General features: G+C 58.6%; 29 protein-coding genes. All 29 read right to left on the minus strand.

Translation table 11 applies throughout. The features are described 5' to 3' along the window. The 29 genes from DT070_RS03470 to DT070_RS03610 all read right to left on the minus strand — a co-directional run bounded on the left by DT070_RS03470 (position 1) and on the right by DT070_RS03610 (position 26,931). The gene (locus DT070_RS03470) at positions 1–1,236 is read right to left on the minus strand and encodes a hypothetical protein (protein ID WP_228778586.1); all 1,236 of its coding nucleotides are present in this window, start codon (positions 1,234–1,236) and stop codon (positions 1–3) included. Positions 1,237–1,323: 87 nt separating this feature from the next. Further along, a complete protein-coding gene (gene wecB / locus DT070_RS03475) occupies positions 1,324–2,448 on the minus strand; it encodes a non-hydrolyzing UDP-N-acetylglucosamine 2-epimerase (RefSeq protein WP_122954156.1) in 1,125 nt (374 codons plus the stop codon). Next, on the minus strand, positions 2,441–3,451 hold the full coding sequence (locus DT070_RS03480) for a polysaccharide biosynthesis protein (protein ID WP_122954157.1): 1,011 nt from the start codon (positions 3,449–3,451) through the stop codon (positions 2,441–2,443). Before DT070_RS03480 ends, wecB begins: the two co-directional genes overlap by 8 nt. A gap of 15 nt (positions 3,452–3,466) precedes the next feature. Next, positions 3,467–4,327, minus strand: a complete 861-nt coding sequence (locus DT070_RS03485) for an SDR family oxidoreductase (RefSeq protein ID WP_122954158.1) — start codon at positions 4,325–4,327, stop codon at positions 3,467–3,469. A 6-nt stretch (positions 4,328–4,333) separates the two neighbouring features. Next, complete coding sequence (locus tag DT070_RS03490; protein WP_122954159.1) at positions 4,334–5,569, minus strand: glycosyltransferase family 4 protein; 1,236 nt, start codon at positions 5,567–5,569, stop codon at positions 4,334–4,336. Continuing rightward, positions 5,566–5,724, minus strand: a complete 159-nt coding sequence (locus DT070_RS21210; RefSeq protein ID WP_153976292.1) for a hypothetical protein — start codon at positions 5,722–5,724, stop codon at positions 5,566–5,568. The genes DT070_RS03490 and DT070_RS21210 overlap by 4 nt, the downstream gene beginning before the upstream one ends. A gap of 282 nt (positions 5,725–6,006) precedes the next feature. Beyond that, positions 6,007–6,549, minus strand: coding sequence for a pilin (locus DT070_RS03495; protein ID WP_164483707.1), 543 nt, complete (start codon positions 6,547–6,549; stop codon positions 6,007–6,009). Beyond that, positions 6,536–7,510 (minus strand): hypothetical protein, encoded by a 975-nt coding sequence (locus DT070_RS03500; RefSeq protein ID WP_122954161.1) that lies wholly within the window; start codon positions 7,508–7,510, stop codon positions 6,536–6,538. The genes DT070_RS03495 and DT070_RS03500 overlap by 14 nt, the downstream gene beginning before the upstream one ends. Before the next feature lie 13 nt (positions 7,511–7,523). Further along, on the minus strand, positions 7,524–8,330 hold the full coding sequence (locus DT070_RS03505) for a glycosyltransferase family 2 protein (protein WP_164483708.1): 807 nt from the start codon (positions 8,328–8,330) through the stop codon (positions 7,524–7,526). A gap of 186 nt (positions 8,331–8,516) precedes the next feature. After that, positions 8,517–9,212, minus strand: a complete 696-nt coding sequence (locus tag DT070_RS03515; RefSeq protein WP_122954164.1) for a cytidylyltransferase domain-containing protein — start codon at positions 9,210–9,212, stop codon at positions 8,517–8,519. Then, positions 9,209–9,853, minus strand: coding sequence for an imidazole glycerol phosphate synthase subunit HisH (hisH, locus tag DT070_RS03520; RefSeq protein WP_122954165.1), 645 nt, complete (start codon positions 9,851–9,853; stop codon positions 9,209–9,211). Before hisH ends, DT070_RS03515 begins: the two co-directional genes overlap by 4 nt. Beyond that, positions 9,843–10,610 (minus strand): imidazole glycerol phosphate synthase subunit HisF, encoded by a 768-nt coding sequence (gene hisF, locus DT070_RS03525; RefSeq protein ID WP_122954166.1) that lies wholly within the window; start codon positions 10,608–10,610, stop codon positions 9,843–9,845. The genes hisH and hisF overlap by 11 nt, the downstream gene beginning before the upstream one ends. 3 nt (positions 10,611–10,613) lie before the next feature. Further along, positions 10,614–11,777 (minus strand): N-acetyl sugar amidotransferase, encoded by a 1,164-nt coding sequence (locus DT070_RS03530; protein WP_122954167.1) that lies wholly within the window; start codon positions 11,775–11,777, stop codon positions 10,614–10,616. Then, positions 11,774–12,850 (minus strand): nucleotidyltransferase family protein, encoded by a 1,077-nt coding sequence (locus tag DT070_RS03535; RefSeq protein ID WP_122954168.1) that lies wholly within the window; start codon positions 12,848–12,850, stop codon positions 11,774–11,776. The genes DT070_RS03530 and DT070_RS03535 overlap by 4 nt, the downstream gene beginning before the upstream one ends. After that, complete coding sequence (gene neuC, locus DT070_RS03540; RefSeq protein WP_122954169.1) at positions 12,847–14,025, minus strand: UDP-N-acetylglucosamine 2-epimerase; 1,179 nt, start codon at positions 14,023–14,025, stop codon at positions 12,847–12,849. The genes DT070_RS03535 and neuC overlap by 4 nt, the downstream gene beginning before the upstream one ends. Continuing rightward, the gene (neuB, locus tag DT070_RS03545; RefSeq protein WP_305036994.1) at positions 14,022–15,014 is read right to left on the minus strand and encodes an N-acetylneuraminate synthase; all 993 of its coding nucleotides are present in this window, start codon (positions 15,012–15,014) and stop codon (positions 14,022–14,024) included. The genes neuC and neuB overlap by 4 nt, the downstream gene beginning before the upstream one ends. A 14-nt stretch (positions 15,015–15,028) precedes the next feature. After that, positions 15,029–15,646: an acetyltransferase gene (locus tag DT070_RS03550; protein ID WP_122954171.1), complete on the minus strand. Its 618-nt coding sequence runs from the start codon at positions 15,644–15,646 to the stop codon at positions 15,029–15,031. Further along, the gene (locus tag DT070_RS03555; protein WP_164483709.1) at positions 15,643–16,809 is read right to left on the minus strand and encodes a LegC family aminotransferase; all 1,167 of its coding nucleotides are present in this window, start codon (positions 16,807–16,809) and stop codon (positions 15,643–15,645) included. The genes DT070_RS03550 and DT070_RS03555 overlap by 4 nt, the downstream gene beginning before the upstream one ends. A gap of 13 nt (positions 16,810–16,822) precedes the next feature. Continuing rightward, positions 16,823–17,827, minus strand: a complete 1,005-nt coding sequence (locus tag DT070_RS03560; protein ID WP_122954172.1) for an NAD-dependent 4,6-dehydratase LegB — start codon at positions 17,825–17,827, stop codon at positions 16,823–16,825. A 10-nt stretch (positions 17,828–17,837) separates the two neighbouring features. Continuing rightward, positions 17,838–18,809, minus strand: a complete 972-nt coding sequence (locus DT070_RS03565; RefSeq protein ID WP_122954173.1) for a hypothetical protein — start codon at positions 18,807–18,809, stop codon at positions 17,838–17,840. Between the two features lie 40 nt (positions 18,810–18,849). After that, a complete protein-coding gene (locus DT070_RS03570; RefSeq protein WP_122954174.1) occupies positions 18,850–19,521 on the minus strand; it encodes a hypothetical protein in 672 nt (223 codons plus the stop codon). Positions 19,522–19,558: 37 nt separating this feature from the next. Next, positions 19,559–20,233 carry a DapH/DapD/GlmU-related protein gene (locus tag DT070_RS03575; RefSeq protein WP_122954175.1) on the minus strand — a complete coding sequence of 225 codons (675 nt, stop codon included), beginning with the start codon at positions 20,231–20,233 and terminating at the stop codon, positions 19,559–19,561. A 2-nt stretch (positions 20,234–20,235) separates the two neighbouring features. Continuing rightward, positions 20,236–21,684 (minus strand): hypothetical protein, encoded by a 1,449-nt coding sequence (locus DT070_RS03580; protein ID WP_122954176.1) that lies wholly within the window; start codon positions 21,682–21,684, stop codon positions 20,236–20,238. A gap of 45 nt (positions 21,685–21,729) precedes the next feature. Then, positions 21,730–22,452 carry a hypothetical protein gene (locus tag DT070_RS03585; RefSeq protein WP_122954177.1) on the minus strand — a complete coding sequence of 241 codons (723 nt, stop codon included), beginning with the start codon at positions 22,450–22,452 and terminating at the stop codon, positions 21,730–21,732. 30 nt (positions 22,453–22,482) lie between these two features. Continuing rightward, positions 22,483–23,019, minus strand: coding sequence for a GNAT family N-acetyltransferase (locus DT070_RS03590; protein WP_122957231.1), 537 nt, complete (start codon positions 23,017–23,019; stop codon positions 22,483–22,485). Between the two features lie 4 nt (positions 23,020–23,023). Beyond that, positions 23,024–24,331, minus strand: a complete 1,308-nt coding sequence (locus tag DT070_RS03595; RefSeq protein ID WP_122954178.1) for a DegT/DnrJ/EryC1/StrS aminotransferase family protein — start codon at positions 24,329–24,331, stop codon at positions 23,024–23,026. Next, positions 24,328–25,299 carry a Gfo/Idh/MocA family protein gene (locus DT070_RS03600; RefSeq protein WP_122954179.1) on the minus strand — a complete coding sequence of 324 codons (972 nt, stop codon included), beginning with the start codon at positions 25,297–25,299 and terminating at the stop codon, positions 24,328–24,330. The genes DT070_RS03595 and DT070_RS03600 overlap by 4 nt, the downstream gene beginning before the upstream one ends. Further along, complete coding sequence (locus DT070_RS03605) at positions 25,292–26,197, minus strand: hypothetical protein (RefSeq protein WP_122954180.1); 906 nt, start codon at positions 26,195–26,197, stop codon at positions 25,292–25,294. Before DT070_RS03605 ends, DT070_RS03600 begins: the two co-directional genes overlap by 8 nt. Beyond that, positions 26,197–26,931: a cytidylyltransferase domain-containing protein gene (locus tag DT070_RS03610; RefSeq protein ID WP_122954181.1), complete on the minus strand. Its 735-nt coding sequence runs from the start codon at positions 26,929–26,931 to the stop codon at positions 26,197–26,199. The genes DT070_RS03605 and DT070_RS03610 overlap by 1 nt, the downstream gene beginning before the upstream one ends. Positions 26,932–26,965: the final 34 nt, after the last annotated feature.

Consider the following 26,965-nt stretch of genomic DNA (forward strand, 5'->3'; position numbering starts at 1 on the left):
TCAGCCCCCACGCTGCGGTGGTGCGTTGAGACGCAAGCGGGTCAGCAGCAGGCCCCAGAGAAAGAACGCAAAAATGCCCGGGTAGGGCTGCCGCAGCGTAACCTTGAAATTGCTGTCGACCAGCACCATGAATGCCACCAGCGCGGCCAGCCAAAGGGTTTGGCCGGTCAAAGTCTTTCGGTGAAGTACGACCTGCCAGGCGGTGTAGCCGATCAGCGCCAGCAGCGGCATGAGGGGGAGGAGCCCGAAGTTGTACACGAAGTCGAGGTACCAGTTATGTGCACTGGTTTTGACTTCACGCGGAGGCGGCTCCACGTGCCCGAGCAGCATGGTGCGGTCACTTTCGGTGATCCAGTCATGGTAGAGCTTCCAGTCTCCCAGGCGATCCAATACGTTGACGGGCACCTTCCCATTCACCAGTGTCTGGAATTTCCCCAGATACTGGCCGTTGTCACCGATGATGCTGGTGTTCTTTTCGGCGATTCCGTAGTAAATCGCGACCACCAGCCCCGCGGCGAAAATGCCCGCACCAAACAAAGCGAAACCGATCAGGCGCCCCGTCTTGAGTTGCCACATCCTTCGCAAGAAAAACGCCGCAACGAAAACGCAGTAAAGCCCCATGGCCAGGAAGGACGCACTGGCGATGGCATAAACACCCATGACAACGGCAAGGAAGCTCAACGTCCTTTTGTTGTTGTCCCACAGATGCACCATGACGAGGCAGAAGGCCAGTACAAAGACGACAGGAACGAACTGGAAGTGCTGGTAAATACTGAAAACGTACAGGTTATGAGTCAAGGTCAGCGTCTTTTGCCACCAGCCCGCAAGAATCTGAAACGGCACCACCGCCAGCAACACCCACATAAAAGCCCTGGGAATGATGTCGTCTTCATCCCGCACCAGTTGCCCGAGAACCAGCCCCATGGTGGGCAGCAGGAATTGCAGTCCGATCAACACCTTTCGCTGTGCCACTGGCTGATCGGCTCCGGCACACAACAGGGACACCAGCATCAATGCCGAAAAGACCCCGATAAACCACGCTGCGGGCAGCGCCTGACGGTAATTTTTGGCAAGGGCAAGGATGCCGAGCAGGCAGGCAATGATCGATATCGGCAAAGGCAGTTTGCTGAGCACGCCGAGTGAATCTGTCACCGCCGCTGGATTGTTATAGATGCCGCCGGAAAGCTGGAAGAACAGTGGGAACAGCAAGGCAATGGCGATGAGCCAGATGGTCAAGGGATGGTTTTTGAATGGCATGATTTTTAGTATCAGCGGCTATGTGGCTCTCGCGCACCTGGCACGCGGTCGCAGGGATTTTTCGGCCTATCTACCCCAAACCGTCCGGTTGACGTAGTCCACATAACTGAGCACTACGCGTGTCACCTGCTTGGACACGGGTCCGGTCTGATAGTCATCCACAACCTGCATGCGGGGCCCCGCAACCGCATGCTGGGATATGACTACCTGAATCGCTTCAAGCACCCGCTCTTTGCGCAAGCCGCTCATGACCAGCGTACCCACGTCCATACCTTCGGGGCGCTCATGCGCATCGCGTATGGTGATAGCAGGCAGATTCAACAGGGAAGCCTCTTCCGTGATCGTTCCGCTGTCGGAAATCACGCAGGAGGCGCCCATCTGGAGCTTGATGTAGTCGAAGAAGCCAAAGGCCTTGGAAAACTGAATCAAGGGGTCAAAGGTCGCGCCCTCCAGCAAGTCCAGCCGCTTGCGGGTTCGCGGATGCGTGGAGACAATGACCGGCATCCCGTATTTTGTGGCCAGCGCATTGAGCGTATCAACCAGGTCCCGCAGGTTTGCCGGGGTGTCCACGTTTTCTTCGCGGTGCGCACTGACAACAAAAAACTCCCGCTCTTTCAAGCCCAGCCGCGCCACCACGTCCGACTTTTCAATCTGCGGCATATAGTGCTCCAGTACCTCGCACATGTGCGAGCCGGTCTTGATGATGGTTTCGGGGCGAATGCCTTCTGCAATCAAGTAACGGCGGGCATGCTCGGTCAACACCATATTGATATCGCTCAAATGATCCAGCACCTTGCGATTGAGCTCTTCCGGAACACGCTGGTCGAAGCAACGGTTACCGGCTTCCATGTGGAAGACGGGCACCTTGCGCCGCTTGGCAGCAATGACAGCCAGGCAGGTGTTGGTGTCGCCGTAAAGCAGGATGGCGTCAGGTTTTTCCAGGACCAGCACATCGTCGGCCTTTTCAATGACCGAGGCTATGGTCTTTGCGGCAGTATCACCTGCGACCTCAAGAAAATGATCTGGCTTGCGGATCCCGAGGTCGTCAAAAAAGACCTGGTTCAACTCGTAATCGTAGTTCTGGCCGGAGTGAACCAGTACATGGTTCACCTGGGCGTCCAATTCGGCGATCACCCGGCTCATCTTTATAAGTTCAGGCCGGGTTCCCACCAGCGTCATGACCTTAAGCATGAAGCGCCTCACGCACTTCCGCAAGCTTCATCAACGTAGCTTTGACGCCGTCGATGTCCAAGCGCTCCGTGTTGTGCGAGGTGTAGTCATCCAGCTCGGAAATGTGCGCTTCGCCCTCGACGAAATACTTGTCGTAATTGAGATCGCGGTTGTCCGCGGGAATCCTGTAGTAGCGTCCCATATCTTCGGCTTTAGCCATTTCTTCACGCGAAATCAGTGATTCATAAAGCTTCTCGCCATGCCGCGTGCCGATGACCTTCACAGGCTTTGCATCGCCGAACAGCTGCTGCAAGGCAGCCGCAAGGTCGGCCACCGTGGATGCCGGGGCCTTCTGCACGAACAGGTCGCCCTGCTGGGCATGTTCGAACGCATGCAGCACCAGGTCTACCGAATCCTCGAGGGACATCAGAAAGCGCGTCATGTTGGGGTCGGTAACGGTCAAGGCCTTGCCCGCCTTGATCTGGTTGATGAAAAGCGGGATCACGGACCCGCGGGACGCCATCACGTTGCCGTAGCGTGTCGAGCAGACCACTGGGCCCGAAGCCGAAATGGTGCGCGACTTGGCCACGGTGAGTTTTTCCGCCATGGCTTTGGAGATGCCCATGGCGTTGATCGGATAGACCGCCTTGTCCGTGCTCAACACCACCACGCGTTTGCAGTTGTTGGCAATGGCGGCATTGAGCACGTTTTCGGTGCCCAGAACATTGGTCTTCACCGCTTCCATCGGGTAAAACTCGCAAGACGGCACCTGCTTGAGCGCCGCCGCGTGGAACACATAGTCCACTCCGCGCAAGGCGTCGTTGACGCTCTGGTATTCGCGGACGTCGCCGATGTAGAACTTGACTTTGTCGTTGTTCAGCGCAATCCGCATGTCTTCCTGCTTCTTCTCATCGCGGCTGAATATCCGGATTTCGGAGAAATCCGAATCGAGAAAGCGCTGAAGCACGGCGTTGCCGAAGGAACCCGTCCCGCCGGTGATCAGAAGTACTTTGTTTTTGAACATTGCGAACTTTCAATATTATTTTTCAGCCTCATACATCACGCGCACCATGTTTTCCCACGACGGCGCACGATAGCTGGTGGTCTGCCGGAAGCGCGACGAGTCGAGCGAGCGGTCTATCACCAGCGCGTCATCGGGTAACACGTCGATGGTCTTTTCATACTGAGCGGCCACCAGCTTCAGGAGGTCGAACTTACTGATGGGTGCGGACGAAACATGGTAAAGACCATGCAGCGAAGGATCGGGCAATACCACGTCGCGCATTACCCGCGCCAGTTCGATGGTCGTCATGCCGGAAAAAATGCTGCGCCTGAAACCGTGAACCGAGCCTTGCTGCGCGAGAAACCAGTCCACCAACGCACGGCTGGAATTGAGCTCACGCCCCACGATGGAGGTTCTCAGCGTCACCACATTCGCGGCGTCACGCGGCTCGCCGATGTATTTGGACTTCCCGTACAAATCCTCGGCATCGGACAGGTCGTCCTCCGTGTACATGCCCTTGCGGCCGGAAAACACACAATCCGTGCTGACGTGCAGCAAGCGGACATTGCCGGTAGCGCACAACAACGCCAGACGATGGGGCAGCATCGCGTTGATGGGCAGGACCACCAGGGGATCTTCCACGTGCTCCTTCTGTTTGATGAGGCCGACGCAGTTGATAACCACATCCGGGCGCACGCGCTCGAAGGCAGCGCGAAGGGCTACGTCATCCAGAACGTCCACGCCCGTCAGGATGCGCAGCTGTTGTGCGGGTGAGAAATACGGCAGGACGGCCTCGTTACGTACAAGCCCCCAGACGTCATGCGGCGCGTGTCCATCAAACTCCCGAAAAACCGCACTGCCCAGCATGCCGCTTGCGCCGAGTACCAGTACACGCATCTGTAATTACCCTTTCAAGCCAGAGCGGCGCGCCTGCAGTATCTCCACAAGTCGTTCCACCTGGCGATTCATATCAAAATTTGCATCGAAGCAAGCCCGCCCCTTTTGCCCCATGGCGTCCCTCGCGGAAAGCGGCAAGGCGTGCATGCGGCGCATGCAATCGACCAGGGCCTGCGCATTTTCCGGCTCGCACACCATGCCCGCGCCAGCCTCTTCCACCACTTTCCCGCCCTCCCCCTGCAATGCCGCCACAATCGGTCGCCCTGCTGCAAGATAAGCCTGTATTTTGCTCGGCACGGTGTGGTCAAGCACTCCCCCGCTTTTCAGCGTCACCAGCAAGGCCGAAGCCTCGCGGAATAGTTCCGGCATGGATTCGGCCGGGAAACGACCGGGCAAGGCCAGATTATCCAGCTTTAAAAGGTTTTTTTGACCCTGGACCCAATCCAGCATACTGCCGCTGCCCACCAGCACCAAGCAGATTTCGGGCGCGTCCCGCAGCAATACGGCGGCCTGCACCACGGTTTCGACCGCCTGGGCCTTGCCTATATTGCCGGCAAACACCACACAGAATTTCCGCGCCAAAAGACTGGAGAGCTCCGCCGGCAACGCGTCCGGCACCCCCGCAGGCACGTCAGGATCCACGGAATTGGGGAAATAAACCAGCTTTTTGGGGTCAGCATAACGCGCCGTGGGAGCCTGAAACGCCCTGGATTGCAGCAGCAGCGTGTCGCAGCGGCCATAGATCAAGCGCACCAGCCAGCCCACCGCCTTCAGCAGGCCGGCATTGCGGACAAAACCCGTCGCCGCCAGGCTGTCGGGCCACATGTCCTGCACCCACACCGCAAGGTGCGCCCGTTTCAGCCATTTCAGCAGGATCGCGGGTATCACCTGGGTGATCGGCGAAGGCGCAAACACCACGATGGCATCAAAAGAACGCGAGCGCAGCAGCCAGGGGAAATACAACAAGCCGGAAAAGACAAAAGACAGATAGTTCAGGGTCAGGTTGACGCCGCCGCCCCGCCCCCTGGGCCAGATCGGTACACGCACCACGTCCACTTTATCCATGAAGCGCTCTCGCACAGTGCCGCCGGCACGGTAACCCGGGAACACCCGGCCATCGGGGTAATTGGGTTTGCCCGTGGCCACCACCACCTCATGACCGCGTTCGGCCAGCTTGCGAACGAAATCGCTGATGATGAAATTTTCGGGCCAGAAATACTGGCTGACGATGAGTATTCTCAAGACTTCGCCTTTTCAAGAATGTTCCGCAGGAAGGCCTCGGGCTTGCCAAGAAGCGTTGCGGGGCCCGGGATGGCGAGAAAGCGCTTCACCGCCTGTGCGATCGACACCGCCGATGCCTGATTGAACATCTGCTGCGGCGCGACCACATTGCGCACGGAATCGAGCCCGCGGCCGCAATAGGAATCCCCCGCTGTTGGGCCTCAATCAATTTCAGCCCGAAGGACCCAAGCTGCGACGGGTAGATCACGGCGTGCGCGCCGGCGTAAAGATTGCTTGCCCAACAACGCGGATAGCAGAGTTTTCCGCCGTCACGAGGAATGTTGGCCGCATGAATGATCAAACGATCTGCCATTTACGCTTCTCACGACTACGCCGGCAGTAGGCATCATCTGCGATACGTAGAAGGCACGGTTCGGCAACGCGCGGGCTATCCATATTCATAGCTTGTTCGCACCTGCCGCCCGATGGCGGCAGGCATCCGGTGCGTACTTGCTTTCCAGCGTGCCCTTGTTGGCCATGACGTAGGGGTCGCGTGAGCGCGTAAGGGACGATGTGCAGACCCAGATGATTTTCCGCGAAGAAGCAGCCACCGCCTTGCCCGCCTGCGCGAGCGGCAACAGCCCCGCATCCGCTTGCATCATGGGGATGAGCTTGAGGCTTTTACCTCCGCCACCGATCTCTGCAAAGGTCAATGTAATGATCCCCGTCGGAGCGGCAATCTCGACTGCCGCTGCCTGATTCTTGAGTACGATCGGCGCCCATGCCGCATCGAACGCGACCCCCTTGAGCGCATTGCTATCCACCAGTGCCTGCGCATTGGCTGCCAGTGGCAATACGGCGGCGACTTGCTGGCGTACCCGATGGCTTTCGAACGCCGCGGGAAGGTGGGTGACAACCAGCACCGCCAGCGACAGAAGAACCGCCACATCCACCAAAGACCATGATTTTAGGTCAGGGAATTTCACTTTACGGAAATCCATGGCCGTAAACGATAATGTTCGAGACAAAACCGAACGCTTTGTAGGCGAGATATGCAAGGGTTGCCAGGACGCCAACATTGAGGCCGCCATTCGCCCTCAGTCCGTAATACAGGAAGATGAAGTAGCCGAGCATGTTCAGGCGCGAGCCGCCCAGAATACCGACGCCGACCATCACAGGCAGAAAACTCAGCACCGGCCCAAACAGCTTTCTCGCATAGAAGCAAGAAAGGCCAAGCAGAATCAGGACCGGCACCAGCGACGTGAAACTAAGAGACTCTCGCCCGGCAAGATAGATACTCAATTTCCAGAGCAAGTAGTTGGATTCGAATCCGATGCCTACGGCAACCACCACGGCGGGGAATGCGAACTTCAGCAAAATGCTTCGAGGACGCAATTCTCCCCTCTCTAGTTTCGCGATAAAACCGGACAGCCAAGCCCCCAGCCACACTGGAAACATCGAGAAATGCGACCAGACCGACATGAACGAAAAAACAAACATCCGGACGGGCTTCCCGGTGCTTAGGAACGCCAGAACCAGAAACAGAAACCCAAACTTGAGGCGCTCGGCGGAAAAATATAGAACGAAGACGTAGAAGTTCGTGGTCACGATGGCGGCGGCAATCCGGATATCGGCGCCCCAGGCCAGAAACAGCCTCATGGAATAGGCAGCCAGGATGCCGTTGCATACCGACATCAGAAGATCCTTGTCGATTTCGAGAGTGCTGCCCAAAAGGGAGACGATGTAGTGAACGCGTTCAGCGCTGGACACTGCCGATTCATATGCAAGCTGACCGGTCGCCCAACCCATCCCAGGCAAAATGTTGTAGGCGCTGTGATAAGCGGCCTGATCTGCCTCGGTATAGAAGCCGGCAAGAACCAGGCTACCGAAGAAGACCAGGAAACCCAACAATAAACACACCAGTTCCTGGCTTTTGCGGTCCGCTTGGGATACGTTGTTCATCGCGGGGCGTCAGTCACTTGAGCATTATCATCTTCTTGACGAGCGAAGCCGGCAGGAGCCGCTTTATCGTCGACCTGAACACCGAATTAATAACGCGCCCCCAGAAATAAAGGCGGATCAATGGGCGCATCCGCCCCCTGCACACGGCATCGCGGGACGCCAATATCGTCCTGACACGGTTGCCTTCGGAGAGGCCGCCGGTAAGTACGCTCGAGACAATCTGCTCGGTCCTCAGGAAACCGGCACCCACAAGATAAGCCTGGTAAAAAAACTCCAGGTCAGCGGCAATCCGATTCGCGGCATTGAATGGATGCGCACGGTGGTAGCCGACCTCGACAAACGCCGACTGGTGCGAGAACTGCATGCCCTGCCAGAGCCTGGCCGGCTTGCCGGGTTGTTCGATCCGCTTGAAATCCGGATACCTTATTTCCACGCCGCCATAGATAACCGTGTTGCCGTTGTTCGGCACGGAGAAAACCTTGGTCAGCGTATCGGCAGAGTGAAATGCGTCCCCGGCGTTCATGAAACTGATCCATGCACCCGTTGCCAGCCGCAGGCCCTTGTTCATAGCGTCGTAGATGCCCTGGTCCTTCTCGCTGCGCCAGCAGGAAATTCTCCCGGCATACTTCCTGACGATGTCCAGGGTGCCGTCGGTCGACCCCCCGTCGATGACGATGTATTCGAGATGCGGGTAGTCTTGGCCCAATACGCTGCAAATTGTGGCTTCGAGATATTTTTCCGCATTGAATACGACAGTCACCACCGAAACCTTGGGCAAGCCATCAGAGGCACCCGCGATGCCCGACCCCACCGGCGTCACTGCGAGGCATCCTGTATCGAAACCGACAACAGTCCGACGGCAGACCAGAGCGTCAACAACCGATATAGCAGCGTCAGCAACGGAGCATCAGGCATCACGAACCGATAGTGAACCTGCAGTGCCCGCAGTAAAACATCGGTAGTTCTTGATCCGGCCGCCGCGCAGAAAACTTTTGCCTGCATTTCTTTATTCCCGCGTTACGTAGCCAAGAAGATACTCGGCCCACTGCCAATCCGTTTCCGTATCGATGTCGACGCCTTCAATGGGCGCATCCATGACCAGCGGCACCGTGTCTTCATTGCAGAAAGAGCGCGACGTCCGCAGCTCGGCGGGGGAAATAAGGTAGAACGCGCCGTTGAGCGCGTAGGCCGACGGCAGCGCCTGGGCACGGAGATCCGCCTGGCTGCGTTCGACAAAAGGCTTCATCGAGCCGCCGTCGATCCGGAAACACCACAGCGGATGCGTGCTTGCCTGCGATACGCCGACGACCGAGCGCAACGCATGCGCCCGGAAAATTTCCAGCCCCCGCAATACCGTTTCCCGGCTGCGGAAAGGCGAGGTCGGCTGCAATAGCAGCAATCCATCCACCGGCCCATGCAGACCTTCGTAGTAGTCAAGCGCATGCAGGGCCACGTCCACCGATGAGGCCTCGTCTGTTGCCAACGCCGCCGGCCGCAACCACGGCACCGATGCGCCCGCTTTGCGGGCGATGTCGCCGATCCAGTCGTCGTCTGTGGAAACCACGATGTCGACAATTTCGGGAATACCCTGCGCGGCCTGGATGCTCCATTCGATCAGGGGCTTGCCCCCCAGCGCTCGCGTGTTTTTGCCGGGAAGCCGCTTGGAGCCGCCGCGCGCGGGAACAAGGGCGAGTATCTTCATAGAGACAGGAAATGCTTGAGCACCTTCAGGCCGGCAGTCCCGCTTTTTTCCGGATGGAACTGGCAGCCATGAATGTTGGCCCGCGCGATCACGGCACTCACGGCGGCTCCGCCATACTGGCAATCGGCCACGCGGTGCGAGGGGTCTTGCGGGGCGGCCATGAAGGAGTGGACGAAATAGAACGCCTCGCTGGCGGCCATTCCCTGCAACAGCGTGTCGTCCCAGCTACTTCTGCCGTCTGGCAGGGACAGTTCACTCCAGCCGATGTGCGGCACTTTCTGCGGGTGCCCGTCGCTAGTGCTGGTCGGGATGGGAATCACCCGTCCGGGAATCAGTCCCAAGCCGGAGGTCACGCCGAATTCCTCACTCTCGTCGAGCAACAGCTGCATGCCCAGGCAGATGCCCAGCAGAGGCTTCCCCAGGCGGGCGAAAGAGCGCACCACTTCGTCCAGATTGCGGCGATGCAACTCGGCCATGGCATCGCGAAAGGCCCCGACGCCCGGCAGTACGATCCGCGGCGCGGCCAGGATGATTTCCGGGTCGTTTGATACCAGCACCGAGGCACCGCAATGCTCAAAGCCGCGGCTGACGCTCAGCAGATTACCTACCCCGTAATCGATGACAACGACATCAGCGTTCATATGCCCGCACCTTGACTCCGCCCGCTTTCGCGGCTTGCCGCAACTCCCCAAGGGTCGCGCGCTCGTAATGGAGGATGTCCGCCATTGCCACCGCGTTCGCCCCGCTCTCCCTGACCACCGCGACCAGATCGTCAGCCTTACCCATGCCGCCGCTTGCGATCACCGGAATGCCGACGGCGTCGGTGATGGCCCGCGTTAGCGCAAGATCGAATCCCTGGCGGGTGCCTTCGCGATCAATCGAAGTCACCAGAATTTCCCCGGCGCCCAAGGCTTCGCCCTTGCGTGCCCATTCGACCACATCGATGCCGCTTCTTTCGCGTCCGGTGTCCGTATACACCTCCCAGTGGCCGGGGGACTGCTGTTTGGCCTCGATCGACAGCACCATGCACTGCGACCCGAAACGCCGGGAAACCTCATGGATAAGCTCGGGGCGTAGCACCGCGGCGGTATTGATCGCCACCTTGTCGGCGCCGGCGCCGAGCAGGTCGCTGACATCCTCGACGCTGCGGATGCCGCCGCCCACCGTGATGGGGATAAAGACATCCTTGGCGGCCGCGCGGATGATGTTCGTCAGCTTGTTACGCCCGTACAGGCTGGCGACGATGTCGATATACAACAGCTCGTCGGCGCCCTGCTCGTAATATTTTTTCGCGTATTCACCGGGATCGCCGATAACACGCAAGCCTTCAAGGTGTACCCCCTTGATCAAATTTGCGCCCTTGATATCGAGCCGGGCGATGAGACGGGTATTGCTCATGCACTATTCATCACTTTCATGCCAGACGGCATGGCGCAGCTTCCACTCACCATCCTGTTGATGCCAGATGTGGTCCGAGCGCCAGCTGTCGATAACCTCGTGCACTTCAGCATCGGTAATCGAACAAAACTCCAGGAATTCCTTGTAATACTTCCTCGGAAATTCATGGTCATAGCGCTTGACCAACGCGACGCCCTCTTCTCGCGTGATCTTCCCGTCACGGATCTCATGGGCCGCATCGGAGGTAGTGCGGCCGATGCCAAACTTGATGTATGAAAGATAGTAATGAAACCCATCAATCTGGTCGTCCAGGCTTGCGTACTTCGAGTACGTACCTTCCGAACGTTCGGTATTGGGTGTAAAACCGGTATGTTCACGGCAGTAGTAGTAGTTCTCCTGCGGATCCCAGAATTTGTAATAGCCCAGAAAATGAATTTCCGTCTTGTTCTTCGTAGTGTCCTCATAACTAGGCGCCATGAAGGGATACAAATCCGCTAAAGAGACGCCATGCTCCGCCCAGAATTCCGGCGGCAAGCCAGAGAAGTAATGCTTGTCGTGATCCTGGATGTCGCGCGTCGGCCGGAAGGCGTTTTTCATGTCGCCCCCGTACTCGATCTCACCATTCTCGCCATACATGATGAGCTGGATATTGTGTTTGACCGCCATGTGCAGTGGGAAATTAGTTTGCCCGTAGATAAAAGGCTGAAACGGGTCGCCCAGATGCTTGAACGACAGGTGCGTGAGTTTCTTGGTGACCTGGGGGTTCGGCGTGCCCAGGATATGGTTAAAACCGGAGGCAATGAATGCATCCAGATTCTGACGCCCGATGGCGGTTGCCTTTAACGGCGCCCACGTTACCGCCAGCGGATTCATGCCATATTTGAACTTCAGCTGGTGCGCCACAAAGCTGCCGTCCTTGCCGCCGCTGCATGGCACCACGACGTCGTATTCGCCATTGCTCTTGCGATACCGATCACACAGATCAATCAGCTCCTTCTCGCGCTGCGCCCAATCGATCTGCGTGCGCTTGTACTCGGCGTAATTGCAGGCGGAACAGACGCCATGTTCATCGAAGGTGATACGCGGACGCTGATTGGAAACCGTGCATTTCTTGCAGAACCTAATTTCGGGCGGCAAATTGTATTGTTTGATTAAATCTCTCTTCATGGCTTCAACTCTTTCACCAAACTAGTACTAATGGAATCTGTTGCAAACTTCAAATCGTCGGGCCTGCCGACATCTAACCACGGTTCGTGCATAGGGTAAGCCACCGTGCGCATGGCCTTGCTCTGCAGGCGCTCGAATAAAGCAGGCATATCGCACGGCACTCCAGGCACAAGACTCTCGAGGGCTTCAGGCGCAAGGGCATACACGCCCGCATTAATGTGGCTGCGCGCAATCGGTTTTTCCTCGAAGCCGACGATGTCGATGCCGTCCGTCTGGACCACGCCGAACGGATGCTGCCATTCATGCAGCCTCACTGCCATGGTTGCAGCTGCCGTATAGCGGCTGTGAAAATCGAGCAACTCACCATAGCGGATGTCGGTGATCACGTCACCGTTGGTCACCACGAAGGGCGCATCGGGCCGCGGGTTGAGCAGGCCGAGCGCGCCGGCCGTACCCAATGGCGCAGGCTCGCGCAAGTAATCGATGGTCACACCGAGCTTTTCGCCATTGCCGAAATAGTCTTCGATCATGTGGCCCAGGTAATGGATGGCAAGCACGAAATGGTTGAAGCCCTCCGACTTAGCGCGCTCGATGATGTGCTCCAGCATGGGCTTGCCGGCCACCGGCACCAAGGGCTTGGGACAGTTTTCCGTATGTGGCATCAGGCGCGTTCCCTTACCCCCCGCCATGATCACCATCAGGTTGGAACGCGCAGCCGGCGTTGTGACCTCATCCCAAAGATGCAGCCCGACCACACGCTGATCCTCGTCGACGATGGGAATCTGCTGGATCTTGTTGGCCGTCATCAGCCGCAAAACGGTATCCCGCCCCAATCCCGGAGGCACGACCAGGGCGTTGCGATGGACAATTTCCGCCAGGGGGCTACTCATATCCAGCCCCCTGAGCAGGCCGCGGCGAATATCGCCATCTGAGATCGTGCCTTCCAGCCGTCCGCTCTCGTTGACGACCAGCACGATCTTTATCGCGACCTCGTCGAGATTCAGGATCGCCTGCTGGATATTCGCACTGAGGGGCAGGATGCCTTGGCGCCAAAGTTCAATTGAGGCGCTCATGTCAGTCCTGCCGCATCCATGACGGGTAAGTCATGAAATGTTTTCTTGAGGGAGGTCGGGAAATCGTAGTCTTCCAGAATGTGCAGGATTTTTTGGCTGGCGCCGCCATCTCCATAGGGACTCGCTACCTGGCTCAGACCTGCCTGGAAATCCGCTGAATAAGCTTGCGCCAGCGCGGCCTTGATGCTCTCCCGGTCCGGCGTGCAATCGATCACGCTCTGCGCCTTGAGGCGGCCCTTCTGACGGTCTCCGATATTGACGGTCGCCTTCCTGAAACTCGGAACCTCCGCGAGCCCACTCGAAGAATTGCCGACCACGGCATCGACATGGGCGATGGCCGACAGGTAACGCAGCTGCCCGAGCGAGGCATAGACCTTCGCATTCGGTCTGGCGGCGACGTAAGCCTCCACCTGCCGGCTCAAGGCCCGCCCTTCCGTATCGGCGTTGGGCATGGTGAAAATGAGGTGGGTATCTTGCAAGGTATCGAGCGCGGCCAGCAGTTCGTCCATCTGCCCGGCCGCCGCGCCCTGCTCAAGCGTCGCCGGGTGGAAGGTGACGAGCAGGTTTTTCGGTCCCAGCTTGAAGTCCAGCGCCGCTTCCAGTGCCGCCCGATCAAGGAGATCCAGCTTGAGCATATTGTCGATGCCCAGGCCGCCCACCAGGAAGACGCGGGCGGGATCCTCGCCCAATTGAATGACGCGGCGACGATATGCCTCCGCCGCAACGAAATGCAACTGGGCCATCTTGGTGATGGAGTGCCGCAGGGCCTCGTCGAAAGCGCCTTCCGTGGTTTCTCCGCCATGCAGGTGCGCGACGGGAATGCGTGCAATCGTCGCGGCGGCCGCGGCAGAAAATATCTCGTACCGGTCGCCCAGCACCAACACCAGATCGGGGCGAAGTTCCGTAAAGGCATCCGCAAAACCGATCATCGCCAAGCCCATGGATTTGGCCACGCCGGACGAGGTATCCGAACTCAGCAGCATTTCGACCTTGCGATCGACGGCAAAACCATCCGCTTCGATATCGCGATACGTCAAGCCGAACTCCGGCGACAGGTGCGCGCCGGTGGCGATCACCTGCAACGCAAGCTTCGGCGATTGCCGGATGCCGTCCATGAGCCAGCGCAGCAGGCCATATTCAGCCCGGGTGCCGGTGACGACGCAAATCTTTTTCACAGAGCGATCAACTCGTCGGCGGCAAAGTCGCGTGATGCCACGCGACCGATGACCTCATCCCAGCGCATCGGCGATATGCCCGTGCCGGGGCGCTTGGCCGTGATGTTTTCGGGTGTGAACTTCTCGCCCGCACGGATCGGCGCATTGGCGACCAGGGACTTTCTGGCAATCGGCTTGTTCTTGGTTTCACTGGGGCTGGCACGCTTGACGCCGTCGCCCAAGGCGGCTTCGATATTGCGGATCGCCCTCACCATAGCCTTGAGTTCATCCGGCTCCAGGCTCGCGCCGTGATCGGGGCCGGGGAGGCTGCGATCCAGCGTGAAATGCTTTTCGATTACACAAGCGCCCAGGGCAACCGCGGCAATCGCGACCTCGATGCCCTGCGTATGATCCGAGTAGCCGACGGCGACATCGAACGCCTTGCCGATGTTCTGCATCGCACGCAGGTTCACGTCAGACATGGGCGTGGGATATTCGGTATTGCAGTGGAGCACGACTACTTGATCGCGAGCGACGCCGGCGGCTTCGAACACGGCCAGCGCGCTTTCGATCTCGCCCAACGAGGCCATGCCCGAAGACAGGATTAAAGGCTTGCCCAGCCCACCCGCATGGCGCAGATACGGCAGATTGGTGATTTCACCAGATGGAATCTTGATCCGGTCCAGCCCCAGCCCAACGAGGAAATCCAGGCTCTGGACATCGAAGCCGGTGCTGAAGAAGGCAATGCCGTGCTGGCGGCAATGTTCGATCAGCACTTCGTGCATCTCGGCGGTCAGCTCGAGGCGGCTCAACATGGCGTGCTGCGACTCTGACGCGCTGGTGGATTGGACCTGGTATTCGGCTTTGCCGGCGGTACCGGTGGCGAGGCGATCGGCGGAGAAAGTCTGGAACTTGACCATATCGGCGCCCGCCTCGGCCGCAACCTCGATGAGACGCTTGGCCATGGCGATATTGCCGTTATGGTTTACCCCGGCTTCGGCAATAATCAAAGTGCGAGCACTATTCATCGCGTACCCCGAAAGATAGTACCTTCGGTCAAGTTTTTCGCCACTATGGCACCTGCGCCAACGACGCAACGGCTGGCGATCTGCACGCCGTGGTAGACGACCGCACCGCTGCCAATAAACGAGCCCGTATCAATATGCACATCCCCGTTCAGCTTGGCGCCGGTCGAGATGTGGCAATGCGCAGCGACGACCGAATCGTGCTCAACCAGGGCCTGGGAATTGATGATGCAGTTTGCGCCAACTCTGGCGCCGGCATTGATTATCGCACCATGCATGACGATAGTTCCCGGCTGCACCACCGCATGGCGCGAAACATGTGCGAGCGGGGAGACGATCGTGGGCAAATCAGCACCCAAGGCCTGCAACTTTTCAAACAAGGCGATTCGGATATCGGGGCTTTTGACCTGCCCCACCGTGACCAGTGCCGACGGGTATTTCTTGAGCAAATCCGGCAGGTCACCATCGCGTCCCAACCAGGGATAGCCGAGGCGGTCCGCCGCATCCGTTTCCTTGAGGTCGACAACGCCGGCAACCGTATAAAGGCCTTGGGCCTCGATCACATCGATGCAGGAGCGGCAATGGCCGCCGCCGCCGATGAGCAGCAGGGGCTTCACGCCAAACCCGCACTGCTGGGAATGTTGATAAGGCGACGCTCGAGTGACTCAGCGACAGGTAAAGGAGCACGAGGGGCGTCGAGATAGGGAGTCAGGCGATGTAGCAAGGTCCAGACCGGGCGCGTCATCAACCCGGCATCGTTGGTCGCTTTCAGCACTTCATCGCGCTGCCCGGCGACCGCCTCGCTCAGCAGGATGGCCTGCAGCCAGTAGTTGCTTTCGCAGCCGGCCGGCTCGGCAACCAGGCTGATCTCCGGCGTCGCCGCGAAGGCGGCCGCGTACCTGGCATAAAGGCGACGCTTCGACTGCAGAAACCCCGGCAACTGCTCCAGCTGGGCGCAGCCGAGGGCGGCATTGATGTTCGGCATGCGGTAATTGTAGCCAACCTCGTCATGCTCAAACGCCCAGCTGTGGGGGCGCTTTGCGGTAGTGGTCACATGCTTCGCGCGGCGCGCCAGGGCCGTGTCGTTGGTCAGGATGGCGCCGCCGCCGCCGGTGGTGATCGTCTTGTTGCCATTGAAGCTCAGGGTTCCGAGCAGGCCGCTGGTTCCGGTATGGCGGCTTTGGTAGAGACTGCCCAGCGACTCGGCAGCATCCTCGACCAGCGCAAGGCCGAACTCACCGGCCACCGCCAACAGGCCGGCCAGGTCGCACGGGTGCCCCAAGGTATGCATGGGCAGAAGGGCACGGATCGGGCGACCGGTCTGCTTGTTCACACAAACGCCGCCGCGCTGTTCGCTGCAATGCTTGAGCCACTCGCGCAGCGCCACCGGGTCGAGGCCGAGTGTCTCCAGGTTGCTGTCCACGAAATGCGGCGTAGCGCCGCAATAGCGCACGGCATTGGCCGTCGCGATGAAAGTCAGGGCGGGGATCAGCACCTCGTCGCCGGGCACGACCCCGGCCAGTAGCAGCGCCACATGCAGCGCGGCGGTGCCGTTGACAACGGCGACAGCATGTTTGGCGCCGGTGAACCGGGCCAGGTCCGCCTCGAAGCGGTCGACATAAGCGCCGACGGACGAGACAAAGGTAGAGTCCAGGCAGTCCTTGACATAAGCCCATTCCTGCCCGCCGAAACGCGGCTCATGCAAGGCGACCGGGCCCGGGCCGCATACCTGTGTAAGCGCCTGCACTACCTGCGCGGGGATATTCTGTGGTGTCTGCACTGGGTGGGAATGATCAAATGTTGTAGATGTCGGCCTTGTAGCCGCGCAGATTCTCGGGGCGTAGAAACCACGCCGCCGTTTCGGCGAGCCCGCGCTTGAGCCCGTCACGGCCGCCGTAGGCCGGCGCCCAGCCGAACAATTCAAGCGCCTTGGTGTTATCCGCCCACAGCCGCTCAACTTCGGAATTGGCAGGGCGCAGGCGACTCTCATCGGTGACGATCTCCACCTCAGCGTTCATAGCCTCCGCGATCAACCGGGCCGTGTCGCCGATCGACACTTCGAAGTTGCTGCCGAAATTGACGACTTCGCCTATGCCGCGATCCGACTCCAGGGCCGCGATGAAACCGTTCACCGTGTCCTGTACGAAATTGAAGTCGCGTGTCGGCGATACAGCACCCAGGCTGATCTGCTTCTTGCCGTTGGCGATCTGCGCAATGATCGTTGGAATCACTGCACGCGCGGACTGGCGCGGACCGTACGTATTAAATGGACGGGCGATGACGACAGGCAGTTCGAACGAGGCGTAGAAGGAATACGCCATCTGGTCGGCGGCGATCTTGCTCGCCGAGTAAGGCGACTGGCCCTGCAACGGGTGCTCCTCGGTGATCGGGACAAAGCGCGCGGTGCCGTATACCTCGCTCGTCGAGGTATGGACCAGCCGCTTGATGCCGAGTTCGCGCGCGGCCTGCAGGACGTTCAACGTACCCTTGACGTTGGTGTCGACATAGGTGTCGGGTGAGTGATAGGAATATGGGATGGCGATGAGCGCGGCAAGGTGCAGCACCGCGTCGCAGCCCTGCATGGCCGTCTTGACGCCATGCGGATCGCGAATGTCGCCGGAGAAAACCTCGAACTGCCCCTTCATCTCGACCGGGCACTGGTCCAGCCAGCCCCACGAGTTGAAGGAGTTGTATTGCACGAAGGCGCGGACCTTGTAGCCTTGTCGCACCAGACGCTCCACGAGGTGGGAGCCGATAAAGCCGTCGGCACCGGTAACCAGAACTGCATTCACATTCATTGTCAGGCTCTCATAGCAGTTTTTCAAACTCCACGAGGGAGCGGATGTAGTTGATTTTGTTGCCCGGGAAGGCCTCTTCGAAATGATTGACGCACAAACTCTTGTCCATCGGCGACATGTCGCCAAACATATGGACCAGGCTGACCGCGCGCTCATTGAAACCCAGCAGCGCCGATGATGAAACCCCGACGGCGAGATGATAGTCTTTATCCATCAATTCGACCGGCACGGACGGGTCCAGAACAACCGCGCCGTCGATCTGCAAATCCAGGCGATAAATTGGGTTCGGGTGGTCCTTGATATGGCAAACGTAGCCTCGGCTATGGGCTGCCTCAATCAGGGACCTGAACAGCGTGGATTGGCTTGCATCAGAAACAAAACTTTTTCCTGCAATGAACAGGACTTTATTGGTTTTTTGGCTGCCGCACGAAGAACACCTGGATATCACGTTCCGCGAGAAGCTCACGTCCATACTCGTGATCGCGCCGGGGTAGCTGCGGATCGACATTACGTATTCACTCTCGTTATCGCCTACCGCCGGTGAACGATAAAACCTGAAGCGGTCGACTACGCCCAATACGCCAAGGAGCCTATAAAGCCTGGTTCTAGGGAACACCTCCGGCTCGATTTCCTGGAAGCCTGACATGGTCACTTGCGGAAAATAATATCCTCGCGGCTTGATGACCTGCAGCAGCAGGTCGAATATGGGCAAGCAGCACTCGTGAAAGAAAATGACATGCGTACCGCTGATGCGCGCCTTCAGCAGTACAAACAAGAAATAGAGGGATTGCAGTGGGAGACCGGAGGGGACGCGGACGATCTCGATTTGCGGATTTTTTGTCCTGAAGCTCTGATAGGACAGCTCGTGTACCTCGCTCAGTACATAAATCTTTTCGACATTCAGCGTCTCCATCTGCGCCGCGATAAAGCCTACGGGCAGCGTGGATGCCACGATGCAGATGGATTTGTTTTCTATGTACATGAATTGGATACGTCGAAGTTTCGCACCGCGCGTGGCGTGCTCAGCCCTGCGCCTTGATCGCCTTCATGTTCAGGCTGACGGGGAACTCTCCCTTCGGCGTCCGGAAACCGGTTTCCGACCAGTCGCCGAGGTGCGCGCCGAACTCCTCAACGGTATTCCATTCGGCCATGTGCTCGAATCCACATGACGCTAGCAAGCTGGCCAGCGCCGCGCGATTAAACACCGACTTGTGAAAGTTGTACTCATAGTCCTGCCCACCCATCAGGGCGAGCTTGATCAATTCGAGGTTGTCGCCGTTGGCGTGGTAGATGGTTACTAGACGGTCGAAGTCGGGCACGGACAGCCGCAGCACTCCGCCAACTTTCAACTTCTTGCGGAAATTGCGAAGAATTTCGCCGACTTCCTCAAACGAAAAATGTTCAAGTACATGGCACATGTAAATCTCGCTGACGGCGCTGTCAGCAAATTCGTTGAGAGCGAAGCCTTCCGATCTCAAGTGGATGTGCGGCGCCTGGCGTGCATCAATGCTGATCCAACCCTGGATATTGATTGGGCCCGCACCCAGATGTATCTTCAGGCCGCCATCTCCACTCTTCGGGTAGACAGGAAGCTGGCCGCCGTAAACCGCCTGCTGCCTGCGGTTACGGATCGATTTGATTTTGGCGCGGACTCTGGAAATTAAACTCACTTTGGTGATCCAATCAATGCACATTTAGTGTGACGTACCTGGCGACAAACCGGGCAGGTGCTCAAGTCTCGGCAAGCCGGGATCCTATGATCCTGGCAGGTACTCCGCCCAGGATAGAGTAGTCGGGGAAGCTTTTTGTCACCACAGTATTGGCGCCGACCACCGTACCCTTGCCCAACTTGACGCCTGGAAGAATCACCGAGTTTGCTCCCAGCCAAGAGTCGGCGCCGATGGTGATGGGGGCGTAGGGTCGGTAATCCGGAGATCTCATGAATACCGCGTCGTTTTCACGTATGGTGCCGCCGCCGCGTATCTGATGCGTGCCGCTCAAAACCGTGACATTGTTGGCGAACAGGCAGTCTTCGCCAATGGCAACCTCGCCGGACACAAGGCAGTCAGAAAAAAATGATGTCCGGTTGCCGATCTTTATCGTCCCGCGGCTCGTGGAGATCATGCTTCTGGGTCCGATCGACACCCCATCCCCAATCTCTATTACGCCGTTTTCACCTGCGCCAAGTTCCGCCGAACTGGCCACGGTGCATTGATCGCCCATGATCAATACGCTATTGCTCAAGGCAAGCGTGCCGCGAAAAACCGTGTTGATCCCGAAGCGGCACCTGGCGATCGACGGAAAGTCCGACCTTATCTTTCCACGCATCAAGCCATGCGTAAGGCGAAACCATATGCCCCCGGTTTCGGTCACCAATTTTCTTGTTATTTTTGCAAGGTAACTCATAACTATGCCGCGAGGTGGTTGTCCAGCTGTGTCATCAATTCGGCGAAATCGCTCAAAAACTCCGCCTTGTCCGTCGCCGAACCCGATGAAACGCCGGTGCCTATGCCCGGGTAGTTGTTGATCGTGTTCATCGACAGGGTCCGGTCAAACCACTCAACGCCTTCCATCGGCTCGAACTGCCAACGCCGCTGGTCGTAAAAGACACCGGCCTCACCGAAGGTCCCGGCAAGATCGTAAATTCCCGGCGCCCCCCTGAACCAGGGGAGCCCCGCGCAACAGGTGGCGAGTCCGACCATGCTGCGTTCGACTCCGATGGAGCCTGTCACCGTGACCGGAAGCAGCTTCTGGCCACGGGCCTCGCTCAACTTGTAGGTCGGCGGCACGAAGACGCAACCCAGGGCGGCGAGTTGCCTGTAATACTCGATTGACCTGCACAGTCCCACCCTGGAGAAACCAACGACCTGGGAATAGTAGATCCAGCTGCCGGGATGCTCCTTGTACAGGATTTTCCCCCGATAACCCAGTTTCCGCATGGCGATGACCACATCCAGGTGGGTCGGATAATCGCCGCCCTCCGGAAAGGTCGAGGCCTCCGGTTGATAGTGGGCGTACAGGATGGGCAGCGACCCTTCTGCTTCGATCAGGCGGTCGACCGCAGCCTCATCTATCATGCTTCTGAGATAGTACTCGAGCGCGCGTTTCTGCTGCCGGACGATTCTCAGTATAGACAAGGCATCGTAGTCTTTGCGCTCGTCAATCGGATGCCGGACGACACCCGCATTTTTTCTCGATATCGCTTTCGCGATTGCCTTGGCGCCGAAGATCGCGACGCGCGCAAGCGCATAGCCGTAGCTCGTCGCCGTCCGGTCGATCTTTTCGTTGAGCTGTGGTGGCCTGGCGGCAAGATGGTTGTCGCGGTAGGCAATCACCTCGTCCCGAACCTGCTTGTCCGAGACCCCCACTGCCAGAATGCTCCGGTCCCGGATCGAAGCGTGTTGCACCACCGGCAATAAGCGGCTCGGCGACGCAAAAAAGGGCATCGGATAGAGATAGATCTGTTGTGCTCCCGCAATCTGGCAGGCGACCTCGATCAAGGAATACTCAATGTGATGCGCAACACCTGTGAAGAAAACCACGGACTTCACTCCGAGCGTCCGCATCTCCTGCGCCAGGCAGACGACGAACAGCAGGCAGGAGTGCTGGAAATCCTCGTATCTATCGGCTTGACCCATCCATCGGAACCACAGCGGCATCGTCCAATGGATCCTGGCTTTTATGTCATCGATGTCCAAGTCGGCGGGGATGGCGCCGGGATAGGCGATGACTACGGTCTGGCGTGCACCCGCTGACCAATAGGCGATCGACTTTTCCGCATAGATGGCGTATTTGTTATTGCCCCTGTATTCATTCGCCAAGAACTCATAGGGCTCTATCAGCAGGATTTCGCTCATGTCATGACCATTGCAAACTGGATTTAGGCGCGATGTCATGTCGTTTCAATCTGGTCCCGCAAGCAAAGCAATCGAACTTTGCCCAATGTTGGTATAGGCGGGAAAGAAGGCGATGCTAAAGATGTCACGATACCGGCCTTCAGCCGGAATACCCGCGCGGTGCGGTGTCGAGCCAGTTGAAAAAAGCAGCGTGTCGCCGCGCTTGCCCGTGAGCTTGCGCGCGATCAGATTTAAATCCTTGTTGTTTCTATCCATGACCGATGGCAGGAGCTTGTGCTCGTCCGGATTGGCCACAAACTCGAAAGGGCCGTCGTCTGCCGTCACATCACTCACCAGCACGAAGAGCTGGACATTCCTGAAGTCGACCACCTTGTCGTAGTGCCAGTTCTGGCTGAACAGTTCGGTGTTGCGATACGCCTCCGGAATCGCATAGTTGCGCCACACCATCCCGTCGTTGACGAGATATCCATCGCCGAGGAACATCCTAAGCACGCTGTCGTAATTCCTGATCGCCTGTTTGATGGAGGGCGGCAGGCCGGCCCAGTCGACGGTGTGGTACTTGCTGTAATAGCGCCCATCCGGCGCCTTGTTGCCCCGGTCTATTGCCTTGCTCTCATCCAGACCAAAATCGCTCTCCAACTCGATGTGGCCGGATACCGACAGCGTGAAGAACCGCTTCGAGAATATCGAACCGGCATGCCGAAACCGGAAATAGATTTCCGGAATCCGCTGCCTGAACCACGAATAGACCGACTTCAAAACTTTCATGCGTCTCTTTCCCTCAACCAGCAAGCGCGCTCAATCATTTGCCTGCGCATATTTGCCGTAAAAGTGCAGGTCTTGGGGCTGGCCATCCAGCAATTCGTGCCTCGGCCGCACCGCCTCGCAGTGCATGCCCGACCGTTCCATGATCCTGATCATCGCCTTGTTACTGCCCATCGCGCCCGCAGCCACCTTGCGGATTCGGCGCTCATCGATGAACCAGGCCACTAAGGTATTCCAGGCGTCCTGGCCGACGCCCTGCCCCCATACCGATCTGCGCCCTATCATGATGCCGATATCGGCAACACCATGCTGCGGCGAAACATAAGCCGTCATGGTGCCGATGGCGAGATCCTCGGCTTGCATTCTGACGCTCAGGAACAGGTTGGACGTGTTCAGAAAGCTCTCCCGGTATACCCGGCACGACGATTCAGTGTGGACGACGAATCGCTGGTTGCTGTATCTCACGACCTCGGGATCATTCAGCCACGCGACGTACTCGGGCGTGATGTCCGATTGCTCGAACGGGCGCAGCAATACCTTGCGTCCCGACAGGCTGACGAGATCAGCCATCAACTCAATGGGCACCGTCGTTGGGAAACGCGGACCTGAGCGCATCGAGGTTCGCCCACACCTTCCTGAATGCCCCCACCATCGCCGCCACTTCTGGGTCCGTGAGCTGGTGCAGGCACATTTCGAAACCCAGGTACGTCGCGTCGTGCAGCGCCTCCGCAACAGGGCAGATGCCCTTCGCGTAGCTCACGTCGCGACGGCAGATATCGGAAGACCACGGAAAGCCCGACGAGCCGTAGGCGATCTTTTTCTGGTACATGGGCAGCAGATGCACATTGGCGTAACCGGCCGCCAGCCCCACCAGCCCTTCGGCTTCCAGCGCCTCGATGATGCGGGCACGCGACACGCCGAGTTGCGCCACGTCCAGAAGCATAGGGTAGGTGTAATACACATGCGTGCAGTCAGGCTGGACAACCGGTGTCCGCAGCCCGGCAAGGCCCGCCAGACCCGCGGCCAGTCCCGCAGCGGCATGCTGCCGGCTGGCGACGAAACCGTTGAGCTTCTTGAGCTGCTCGATGCCTATCGCGCACTCGATTTCGCCGAGGCGAAAGTTGTAGCCAAGCATGTTGCTCAGATCAGTCACGCCTTTGCCGGCAACGACTGCCTCGGCATGGTTGCGGATCAATTGCAGCTTTTCAGCAATCGCATCGTCATTCGTGACCAGGATGCCGCCTTCGCCGGTATGAATATGCTTGTGGTAGTTCAGGCTGTAGCCGCCGACATGCGCCAGCGTGCCCGCCGGCTTGCCCTTGTAAAGAGCGCCCGGCGCCTGCGCGGTATCCGAGATGACCTTCAACCCATGTTTCTCGGCAATTGCCATCAGCGCATCCATATCCGCCGAGTGGCCAAAGATATCGACCACCATGATGGCTTTTGTGTAAGGGGTGATGTTGGCTTCTACCGACGCAGGATCGAGGCAGAACGACACCGGATCGATATCGGCAAAAACGGGGATGGCATTCCAGTGCAGGATTGCGGTGGCGCTTGCGCACATCGTCCAGGGCGGCACGATCACTTCGTCACCCGGCTCAATACCGACCGCGCCGATTGCGGCGATGAGGCCGGAAGTCCAGGAATTAACCGTGATGGCGTGCTTCACGCCGAAATACGCGGCAGATTGCTTTTCGAATTCCTGGACCTTGGGACCGCCGAAAAAATCAGGCTCCCAGCACCCCAGGAATTGAGACAAATTGCCGCTCTCGACCACGCGGCGGGCCGCTTCGACCTCTTCCTTGCCGAGCGAGTTGTATCGCTGGAATGGCTGGGTGATTGCCTTGGAGCCGCCGAACAATGCCAGTTTCTCTGTGCTCATGATGTTCTCTGTTGAATGATGGATTCGATTGCTTCAAGCGTCTTCAAGGCCTGTCGCCCGGTGCATAACGTGGTGGCCTTACCGGCCAGATGATCGTGTATCTGATCGTAGACGTGCCATTGGTAGATCGCCATGCCATTGGCAATCTGTTCCCGTTCGCTACCCAGGATTTTATAACCCTTGAAGCTCGGGTCGGAATACACCGCCTGCCACTCAATCAGCTCGCCGCCGCGCTCATACCTCAAGCGCCCGGAATGGCTCAGCAATTCCACGCCGTAATAGGAAAAGGCTTCCTCCCAGGCTGCGCGGAAAACCACGGCACCGCGCCCGAACCGGACTTCCACATCGGGCTCGGGATCGTGGCCATCCCAAAGGCGGCCGGAGTCCATGACTGTGGTGCTTGTTATATCGCCCAGCCAGAATTCGAGCAGATTGAGAAAGTGCGAGCCGTTGTTCAGTATTCCTTTGGAATACCACGCATTGCCCTTGACCGGCGTGGTGATTTCACCGCTTTCGATCCGTCGCTTGATTTCGATCACGCCAGGGTCGGTCCTGCGAATGTAGTTCACGAAGAGGCCGATTCCGGCGTCTTCGCATAGCCGCACCATGGCCCGGGCCTCCTCCAGTTGGTAGGCCAGGGGTTTCTCACACACTATCAGCTTGGGCCGACAGGTCCTGACGACTTCGGCGAGGATGGTGCCATGCGATGCGGAAGACGTCGCGATCACCACCACGGCAGGTTGCAGTTGCCGCAGTGCGGACTCGACAGAATCAAAAGCGGGCACACCATAGTGCTGCTCAAAGCGAGCTCGATACACGGGCAAAACATCCACCCCCCCCACGAGCTGAAATGCGGGATGCGCGGAAATGGCGCGGGCATGCGTGTAAATGGCCGTGCCGGGCGGGAGATCGAGGTCGTATCCCATACCGATCTGGCCGAGACCGATGATGATGCAAGACTCAGACATGATGCGCGGCCCCCGCGGCCAGCCGGCGCATGTGTTCGATCCCGCCCTGCGGCAACTGGCAGGGCCGGCCGGCTGGCGGAATGGTGCTGATCACGCGCTTGCCGGCCAACAGGCCAACCACCATCGCCATCGATTCGCAACCAACGACGATGTCGGACTCGATGGTCTCCTCAAGCAAGGTCTGCTGTCCGCCGAACTTGATGGGCAGCGCCGTGAACTCGCTGGCCCAGTGATACTTCTCCGCACGCTCCGATGGATGGGGGCGGATGGTGATGGCATCGATCTTCTGCCCCAAGCTACCGATGTTCTCCAGGAAGAAGCGCAGCGCGTCGTGCTCGGTATACCCCCAGTAGCGCTCATCGCCATATTGAGCGAGGGCATGATCGGCAACAGGTTCGCATACATACAGGACACTGGTGGCAGAAGGATGGGATCTGCCAGCATTCATTCGGGCGATCTCCGCCAACAGATCCTCGAAATATGGATTCGCCTGCAGCACCACGGGGATTTCCGGGAAGAGCGGGCGGGCAATGCGCTCCGCGTCTGCGTCGCCGACCCATATCTCGTCGGGCAGCACGCTTTGGCTGGCGTCTTGGAAACGTTCACGATAGTTGACCCAGTGATCCAGGAAAGCCACCGTTTTCTTGCCCCTGGCCCGACCAAGAACAATCGCTTCGCGTTCATAACTGCTCTGCCAACCGGTGCCGCACAGCACCCAGGTGCATTTGTCCAGCGCGTCATCCAGGCTCAGGTACTCGGCTTCTGGACACTTCCGCCTGAATATCGCCGCGGCGGGTCCAGCAACGACAACGCTGCAGCCGAAATCCGCACGGTTCAACCAACTGCTCAGGATTTCGGCGCCTCCCGCATCATGGCCGACGACTGCAACGTGTTCCATCAAGTATTGCCTTTGCGCGCGACTTCCTTGTTGATCTCCGCGAACTCGGGGAACTGGCGCAAAAAGCGCACCGCATCGAGGCAGGAAAACAAGGGGTTGTGCGCATCGAAATGTTCGATGATTTTTTTCAACAGCTCGTAATCGCTGCGCTCGTCGAGTGTCAGGCCCAGTTCAGGCCAGTGAATCTCGGGCGGTGCAACCAGATGCACATGCGTAAACACCTCCGGATGATTCCGGATATGCAGCGTCACGTGTTCGTGATCGAGCGGATCGTCTGTCATCTGCGCCGACCGCTTGAGCGTCTCCAGCGTGAACACCTGGGTATCCATGCCGTCGGGGTAGCTGCGCGCATGAGCATTGCTCACGTAATCGGCGTCATGGGCTTTGAACATCCGGATGGTCTGCTCGATGATCTCGGGATCGATGATCGGGCAATCCCCCGTGATCTCGACCACCACGTCGGCATCAGCCGAGGCGGCGGCATCGATGACACGCTGCATCACGTCCTGCTCGTCCCCGCGGAATACGGAGATGCCGAGGCGCCCGGCGAGCTCCACCAGCGGCGCATCGGCGGCATTGACCGTAGTTGCCAGGACGATCGCATCGATCGAAGGCACGGCCTTCAATCTGCGCACCAGATGCTCAAGCATGGGCGCACCTGCGGCAGTCAGCAGCGGCTTGCCCGGCAGGCGGCTGGAAGTCATGCGGGCCTCGATAGTTGCAACGATTCTCATGCGGATTCTTTCAATAAGCCTTCTTACACGGCGG

The organism is Polaromonas sp. SP1, assembly GCF_003711205.1.
Taxonomy (GTDB): domain Bacteria; phylum Pseudomonadota; class Gammaproteobacteria; order Burkholderiales; family Burkholderiaceae_C; genus Polaromonas.

Bases quoted from the DNA above. Each gene is read 5' to 3' on its own strand.
- wecB (WP_122954156.1), bottom strand. From the start codon at position 2,448: ATGCTTAAGGTCATGACGCTGGTGGGAACCCGGCCTGAACTTATAAAG.
- DT070_RS03480 (WP_122954157.1), bottom strand. From the start codon at position 3,451: ATGTTCAAAAACAAAGTACTTCTGATCACCGGCGGGACGGGTTCCTTC.
- DT070_RS03485 (WP_122954158.1), bottom strand. From the start codon at position 4,327: ATGCGTGTACTGGTACTCGGCGCAAGCGGCATGCTGGGCAGTGCGGTT.
- DT070_RS03495 (WP_164483707.1), bottom strand. From the start codon at position 6,549: ATGGATTTCCGTAAAGTGAAATTCCCTGACCTAAAATCATGGTCTTTG.
- DT070_RS03500 (WP_122954161.1), bottom strand. From the start codon at position 7,510: ATGAACAACGTATCCCAAGCGGACCGCAAAAGCCAGGAACTGGTGTGT.
- DT070_RS03515 (WP_122954164.1), bottom strand. From the start codon at position 9,212: ATGAAGATACTCGCCCTTGTTCCCGCGCGCGGCGGCTCCAAGCGGCTT.
- hisH (WP_122954165.1), bottom strand. From the start codon at position 9,853: ATGAACGCTGATGTCGTTGTCATCGATTACGGGGTAGGTAATCTGCTG.
- hisF (WP_122954166.1), bottom strand. From the start codon at position 10,610: ATGAGCAATACCCGTCTCATCGCCCGGCTCGATATCAAGGGCGCAAAT.
- DT070_RS03530 (WP_122954167.1), bottom strand. From the start codon at position 11,777: ATGAAGAGAGATTTAATCAAACAATACAATTTGCCGCCCGAAATTAGG.
- DT070_RS03535 (WP_122954168.1), bottom strand. From the start codon at position 12,850: ATGAGCGCCTCAATTGAACTTTGGCGCCAAGGCATCCTGCCCCTCAGT.
- DT070_RS03560 (WP_122954172.1), bottom strand. From the start codon at position 17,827: ATGAATGTGAATGCAGTTCTGGTTACCGGTGCCGACGGCTTTATCGGC.
- DT070_RS03565 (WP_122954173.1), bottom strand. From the start codon at position 18,809: ATGTACATAGAAAACAAATCCATCTGCATCGTGGCATCCACGCTGCCC.
- DT070_RS03570 (WP_122954174.1), bottom strand. From the start codon at position 19,521: ATGTGCATTGATTGGATCACCAAAGTGAGTTTAATTTCCAGAGTCCGC.
- DT070_RS03575 (WP_122954175.1), bottom strand. From the start codon at position 20,233: ATGAGTTACCTTGCAAAAATAACAAGAAAATTGGTGACCGAAACCGGG.
- DT070_RS03580 (WP_122954176.1), bottom strand. From the start codon at position 21,684: ATGAGCGAAATCCTGCTGATAGAGCCCTATGAGTTCTTGGCGAATGAA.
- DT070_RS03585 (WP_122954177.1), bottom strand. From the start codon at position 22,452: ATGAAAGTTTTGAAGTCGGTCTATTCGTGGTTCAGGCAGCGGATTCCG.
- DT070_RS03590 (WP_122957231.1), bottom strand. From the start codon at position 23,019: ATGGCTGATCTCGTCAGCCTGTCGGGACGCAAGGTATTGCTGCGCCCG.
- DT070_RS03595 (WP_122954178.1), bottom strand. From the start codon at position 24,331: ATGAGCACAGAGAAACTGGCATTGTTCGGCGGCTCCAAGGCAATCACC.
- DT070_RS03600 (WP_122954179.1), bottom strand. From the start codon at position 25,299: ATGTCTGAGTCTTGCATCATCATCGGTCTCGGCCAGATCGGTATGGGA.
- DT070_RS03605 (WP_122954180.1), bottom strand. From the start codon at position 26,197: ATGGAACACGTTGCAGTCGTCGGCCATGATGCGGGAGGCGCCGAAATC.
- DT070_RS03610 (WP_122954181.1), bottom strand. From the start codon at position 26,931: ATGAGAATCGTTGCAACTATCGAGGCCCGCATGACTTCCAGCCGCCTG.